Here is a 6,408-nt window from a genome sequence, read left to right as displayed (position 1 = left end):
CGCGTTTGGCAGCGCCGCGAGCAGGCCGATCACGAAGTCGCTCTTGATGCCCATCGACTTGATCATGGTCGGCGCCCAGAAGGTGTAGCCGTAGATGCCGAACACGTCGAGAAAGTAGATGAGGCAAAACGCCCACACGAGCCAGCTCGACAAAAGGCCCTTGTGATTGGCTTCGGCGGTGATCGCACGGTCAGCGGCGAGCACGCGCGACAACAAAGCGCGTTCGGGTTCGCTGCAGTGTTTGCTTTGCGTGACATCGTCTTCCAGACCTCGCCACGTGTAGACCGCCGCGAGAAACGCGGGCAGCGCCTCAATGATGAATATCCACTTCCAGCCCGGCAAGCCCATCAGGCCGTTGAAGTATTCCATGATGAAGCCGGTAAGCGGCGAGCCGATCAGTCCCGCCAGCGCGAGCGCCGCGTAGAACATGCTGAGAATGCGAGCGCGCCAGTGCCTCGGAAACGACTGGCTGATATAGAAGATGATCGCCGGAATGAAGCCCGCTTCGGCAACGCCCAGCAAACAGCGCATGGCATAGAACTGCATCGGCGTGGCGACGAACGCCGTAAGCCCGGATACGATGCCCCACGACAGAATGATCCGCGTGATCCAGCGGCGTGCGCCGACGCGCTGCAAAATCATGTTGCTCGGCACTTCGAAGACCACATAGCCGAGAAAGAAGATGCCCGCGCCGAAACCGAAGACGGCATCTGAGAAGCCGAGTTGCTGGGCCATCTGCAGCTTGGCGAAGCTCACGTTCACCCGGTCGATATACGAGGTGATGTACGCGAACATCAGAATGGGCAGGATCTGTAGCGCGAGGCGCCGGAAAATCCGGTCCTCGGCGGCCGCGTCGCGCGCGGGTGCGGACGGCAGAGCGCCGCCCGGCATGCTGGTCGCATCGATTTCCACGTCTGTCTCCGTCATATATGTACTGATTTTTTTAAAGCCCTGTCAGTGTCGCCGGATTCGTGGCAAACGGCGGACGCAGCAGGACATGAGAAATTTAGCCTGTGCCGCGCGCCGTCGATATGCGAATTCCTTGAAGCGGGCTTTCGAATTGTTCGAACGCCCGATGCGAGCGGCCACGCGCGTGCATCGCTCAGGGTAATCCTGTAGGGCGCGAAGACTGAGGGCCGCCGCGAGGGTGCCATACTGCGCGGCATGATCCATTCACGGAGCGTCTGGTTTGTTCGATCTCACCTCACTGGCTCTCTTTCTGCGCGCCGTCGAGACGGGGAGTCTGTCGAAGGCGGCGCAGCATTCGCATATGTCCTTGTCGACGGCCAGCCGGCGCATTGCGCTGCTCGAGCATCATTTCCGGGTGGCGCTGCTCAACCGAACTTCGGCGGGCGTCGAGCCCACGCCTGCCGGAGAAGCGCTCGCGCGCCACGGCACCGAGCTGCTGCTCAAGACCGACGCCATCTATAGCGAGCTGTCCGACTACACGAAAGGCTCGGTGGGTCGGGTGCGCGTCTTCGCCAACATCTCCGCGATCAGCCAGGAGTTGCCCGAGCATCTGCGAGCGTTCTCGCAGAAGTATCGCGACATCAAGCTGCATATCAGCGAATTGCGCAGCGCCGACATCTTGCAGGCGTTGCGCGATGGCCGGGCGGATATCGGCGTGGTGACGTCGCAAACGGGCATGGAGGGCATTCGCCTCGCGCCTTATTGCAGCGACCGGATCAGCGTGGTCGTGCCGGAGGATCATGTATTGCAGGGCGACGAGATCGAGTTCGCCGCGCTGCTCGAACACGATATCGTCGCGCTCGACGACAAAGCCGAAGTCACGCGCATGCTGGTCAAGGAAGCGGCGCTGGCGGGCAAGACCATCCGCTTTCGCGTGCAGGTGCAGAGCTTCGAGGCCATGTGCCGGTTGATCGCCGTGGGGCAGGGTATCGGCGTGTTGCCCGAGGGCGCCGTGAAGCTGTTTCTTCAGCCGATGCGCTTGCGCTTCATTCGCCTGACCAATTCCTGGGCCGAACGGATGATGTCGGTTGGCATGCGCGAAGGCGCGGCGGCCTTGCCTACGCGCAGGCTGTTCGACTTTCTGAGTGAGATCGGACCCGCGAGCACGGCGCAACTCGATACCGAGCGCCCCGCTCGCTGAGCCCTTGCGGATTTTCGAAGCCACCGTTCCTCGATTCGCACTTCCGTCGTTCGAATGCGTCCGCTAGATTGGCATTCGACATAGTCCGATGCCCGGGCGCGGCCGCGCTCGCGAGCAAAAGAGACGCAGGAGACAACGCAATTTCCATAGAGGCGCGCCTTGGGTGCGCCCGCCTCCTGTGCCTTCTCGCCGGGCATTCCCGCGTCGCACTTTCGGAGGCTTTGCAGATCATGGCAACAACTCATAACATCGCCGTCATTCCCGGCGACGGCATCGGCAAGGAAGTGATGGTCGAAGGCCTGCGCGTGCTGAAAGCCGTGGCCGCGCGTTACGACATTGCGCTCAATTTCGACGAATTCGGCTCGTGGTGCACGGAGCATTACCTGCAACACGGCACGATGATGCCCGCGAATTGGGACCAGCAGATCGGCAAGCACGACGCCATTTTCTTCGGCGCGGTCGGCACGCCCGACGTCGTGCCGGATCACACCGCCGTGTGGGAATCGATCATCAAGATTCGCCGCGAATTCGACCAGTACGTGAACCTGCGCCCCGTGCGATTGATGCCCGGCGTGCCGTCGCCGCTCGCGAACCGCAAGCCCGGCGAGATCGACTTTCTGGTGGTGCGCGAGAACACCGAAGGCGAGTATTCGTCGGTGGGCGGGCGCATGTTCGAAGGCACCGAGCGCGAATTCGCCACGCAGCAGGCCGTGTTCACGCGCACGGGCGTGGACCGCATTCTCAAGTTCGCGTTCGAACTGGCGCAAAGCCGGCCACGCAAGCAACTCACGGCCGCGACCAAGTCCAACGGCATCTCCATCACCATGCCTTACTGGGACGAGCGTCTGGCCGAAGCCGCGAAGCGCTATCCGGACATCGAAACGCGCAAGTACCATATCGACATTCTGTGCGCGCACTTCGTGCAGAACCCGGACCGTTTCGATGTGGTCGTCGCATCCAATCTGTTCGGCGACATCCTGTCCGACCTCGGGCCGGCTTGCACGGGCACCATCGGCATCGCGCCTTCCGCGAACCTGAATCCGGAGCGGCGCTTTCCGTCGCTGTTCGAGCCGGTGCATGGTTCCGCACCTGACATCGCCGGGCGCGGCATCGCCAATCCGATCGGGCAGATCTGGTCGGCGGCGCTGATGCTTCAGCATCTCGGACGCGGCGAGGCGCGCTACGAAGCGGCCGCCAAAACCATCGTCGCGGCGATCGAAACCGTCCTCGACAAAGGTCCGCGCACGCCGGACATGGGTGGCGGCGCCAACACCGTCGAAGTTGGCACGGCGATCGCCGATGCCGTCACGGAACACGCACTGATCACGGAGTAAGACATGGAATATCGACACTTCATCGGCAACGCATGGAAGGCGCCGGATAGCGGCGCGACGCTCGATGTCATCGATCCGAGCACGGGCGAGCCGTTCGCTCACATCTCGCGCGGCAACGCCGCCGATATCGATGCTGCGGTCGCCGCCGCGCGCGGCGCGATGGGCGAAGCGCTCGATGGAGCGTGGGCCAAACTCTCGCCGGCCGAGCGCTCGAATCTGTTGTTCGCGTATGCCGCCGCCGTGCTCGAACACGGCGACGAACTCGCGCAACTCGAAGCGCGCGACACCGGCAAGGCGCTCAAGACCGCGCGCACCGACGCGGCCGTGCTCGCGCGTTATCTTCAGTACTACGCGGGCTGCGTCGACAAGCTGCACGGCGAGACCTTGCCCTATACCACGGGCTTCACCGTGCTGACCGTGCGCGAGCCGATTGGCGTGACCGGGCACATCATCCCGTGGAATTATCCGATGCAGATTTACGGGCGCAGCGTCGGCGCATCGCTCGCGGCGGGCAACGCGTGCGTGGTCAAGCCTGCCGAGGACGCGAGCCTGTCGATTCTGCGACTCGCCGAAATCGCCGCGGACATCGGCTTTCCGGCGGGCGCAATCAACGTCGTCACGGGTCTTGGCAGCGAAGCGGGCGCGGCGTTGTCGGCGAACGCGGGCATCGGCCACATCTCGTTCACGGGCTCGACGGTCACCGGCGCGCTGGTCGGTCGCACGGCCGCGGAACGTCATTGCCCGAGCGTGCTCGAACTCGGCGGCAAGTCGCCGCAACTCGTTTTCGACGATGCCGATCTCGACGAAGCGCTGCCCGTCATTCTCAACGCGATCATCCAGAACGCGGGGCAGACCTGCTCGGCGGGCAGCCGTTTGCTGGTCCAGCGCGGCATCTACGAAAGCGTCGTCGAGCGGCTTGCGGCGCGCTTCGAGACGCTGCGTTCCGGTCCGCCGTCGATGGACCTCGACATGGGGCCGCTCGTCAACGCGAAGCAGCAGGCGCGGGTGCGCGGCATCGTCGAGCGAGCGGAAGGCGAAGGTATCCGTGTCGCGGCGCGCGGCAAGATCGCGGCGGAGGCATCGCGTAATGGCTTCTTCCAGGAAGCCGTGCTGTTTCGCGACGTGCCGCCGGACAGCCGCCTCGCGCAGGAAGAAGTCTTCGGGCCGGTGCTTGCCGTCATGCCTTTCGACGACGAAGCCGAAGCGGTGCGACTCGCCAACGGCACGCAATACGGCCTCGTCGCGGGCGTCTGGACGCGCGATGGCTCGCGTGGTCTGCGCCTCGCGCGCAAGCTGCAGGCGGGGCAGGTTTTCATCAACAACTATGGCGCGGGCGGCGGCGTCGAACTGCCGTTCGGCGGCGTGAAGGCGAGCGGCCACGGGCGCGAGAAAGGCTTCGAAGCGCTCTATGGCTTCACGAGCCTCAAGACCATCGCCATTCGGCACGGTTGAGGCGCACGCGCTTTCGCATCATGGCGACACTCAACATCATCGGCGCGGGGCGCGTGGGCGCGACGCTTGGCAATCTGATCGTCGCGAACCGCGTGCTCGATATCGGCGATGTCTTCGATACCGACGCCAAACGCGCCGCCGAAGCGGTCGATTTCATCGGCGCGGGCCGCGTAGCCGAAGACTTGGCCACGATGCGCCCCGCCGATATCTGGCTCTTGTCGGTGCCCGACATGCGCATCGCCGAAGTGGCCGAGCAGCTCGCTCGCGCGCACGAAGGCCGGGGCGCATCGGTGGCGGTGCATTGCAGCGGCGCGCTCGATGCCGACACGCTCGCGCCTTTGCGCGGCATCGGCTGGAGCGTTGCGAGCGCGCATCCCATGTTGAGCTTCGCCAATCCCGGCACCTCCGTGTTCCAGTTCGAAGGCACGCCATGCGGTCTGGAAGGCGACGCCGCCGCGCGTGGCGCATGGAGCGAGGTGCTGGGCGCGATCGGTGCGCGGTGTTTCGACATCGAGCCGGGCAGCAAGGCGCTGTATCACTCGGCGGCCGTCATGGCGTCGAACTTCTTGCCGGTGCTCGCGGCGATGTCCGTCGAGATGTGGCAAGCGGCGGGCATTCCGGACACGCTGATTCAGGACATGATGCATACGCTTGCGCGCAATTCCGTCGATAACGTACTTGCCCTCGGCCCGCGCGATGCGCTGACAGGCCCCGCCGCGCGAGGCGACCGCGCGGTGGTGGAAGCGCAGTCGCAAGCTATCGCGGCGTGGGACGAGGTATCGCGCGAAGCCTACGATGCGTTGTCCGTGCTGGCCGCGCGGCTTGGGCGGACCGGAACGGTGCGGGGAAGTTGAGGGCACACGTCAGCACGCTATATCGCCGCGATGCAGTCGATCTCGATATCGAAATGTCCCGGCCACGCAGGCACATTGACGAAGATTCTCGCGGGCGGATTGGGGCCGAAGAATCGTCCGTAGATGTCGTTCACGACCGGGAAAGCGGCGACTGAGGTGCAATAGACGTTGCACTTGAGAACCTGATCCAGCGATGAACCCGCCGTCTCGACGCACAGCTTCAGTTGCTCCAGCACGCGTTGGGTCTGCACTTCGATCGATGCTTGCATGACCTCGCCGGTCTGCGGATCGAACGGAGGAAAGCCTGACACGTACACCGTGTCGCGATGACGCGTGACGGCGGAGGTCGGCGCATTCCAGCGCTCGAGCCAGCTTGAAAGCGGTTCGACACGAATGATTTCCCGGCTCATGATGTGTACGCTCAAAGAGTTGTTCATCGAGTCCGCGAAGTTGCTAGCGGCGTGTGATTGCAGTATCGCCGATGCCTGAGTGGAAACGTTTTGAGTTGGAGTGAAGTGTGGAATGTCGACGATTGCATTCAAGCGCATGCTGCATGACTGGCCGGAGGCAAGCGCATCACTCGAATTTACGGATTAGGGTAAACTACGAGCCTTCCCGGGCGATCTCCCGCCCACACCGAATTTCTCACGCACCCATG

General features: G+C 63.8%; 6 protein-coding genes. 4 read left to right on the top strand and 2 right to left on the bottom strand.

Features of this window, described 5'->3' with window-relative positions:
- The coding region (locus tag ACYQ47_RS15955) for an MFS transporter (protein WP_459905934.1) at nt 1-912 on the bottom strand (912 nt) is incomplete at its 3' end.
- A 277-nt stretch (nt 913-1,189) separates the two neighbouring features.
- Between ACYQ47_RS15955 and ACYQ47_RS15950 the strand changes: the two genes are divergently transcribed.
- The 4 genes from ACYQ47_RS15950 to ACYQ47_RS15935 all read left to right on the top strand — a co-directional run bounded on the left by ACYQ47_RS15950 (nt 1,190) and on the right by ACYQ47_RS15935 (nt 5,750).
- Nucleotides 1,190-2,110 carry a LysR family transcriptional regulator gene (locus ACYQ47_RS15950; RefSeq protein WP_244831497.1) on the top strand — a complete coding sequence of 307 codons (921 nt, stop codon included), beginning with the start codon at nt 1,190-1,192 and terminating at the stop codon, nt 2,108-2,110.
- Between the two features lie 230 nt (nt 2,111-2,340).
- Entirely contained in the window at nt 2,341-3,444 is a 1,104-nt protein-coding gene (locus ACYQ47_RS15945) for a tartrate dehydrogenase (protein WP_250511285.1), read from the top strand.
- 3 nt (nt 3,445-3,447) lie between these two features.
- Nucleotides 3,448-4,896 carry an aldehyde dehydrogenase family protein gene (locus ACYQ47_RS15940; RefSeq protein ID WP_250469564.1) on the top strand — a complete coding sequence of 483 codons (1,449 nt, stop codon included), beginning with the start codon at nt 3,448-3,450 and terminating at the stop codon, nt 4,894-4,896.
- 20 nt (nt 4,897-4,916) lie between these two features.
- The gene (locus tag ACYQ47_RS15935; RefSeq protein ID WP_310390787.1) at nt 4,917-5,750 is read left to right on the top strand and encodes a Rossmann-like and DUF2520 domain-containing protein; all 834 of its coding nucleotides are present in this window, start codon (nt 4,917-4,919) and stop codon (nt 5,748-5,750) included.
- Between the two features lie 17 nt (nt 5,751-5,767).
- On the opposite strand, the gene ACYQ47_RS15930 is transcribed toward ACYQ47_RS15935, so the two are convergent.
- Nucleotides 5,768-6,187, bottom strand: a complete 420-nt coding sequence (locus ACYQ47_RS15930) for a RidA family protein (RefSeq protein ID WP_459905918.1) — start codon at nt 6,185-6,187, stop codon at nt 5,768-5,770.
- Between the last annotated feature and the right edge of the window lie 221 nt (nt 6,188-6,408).

Source organism: Caballeronia sp. HLA56 (genome assembly GCF_054655155.1).
The sequence above is the reverse complement of the archived record's forward strand: the minus strand, read 5'-3'. Positions and strand labels throughout refer to the sequence as shown.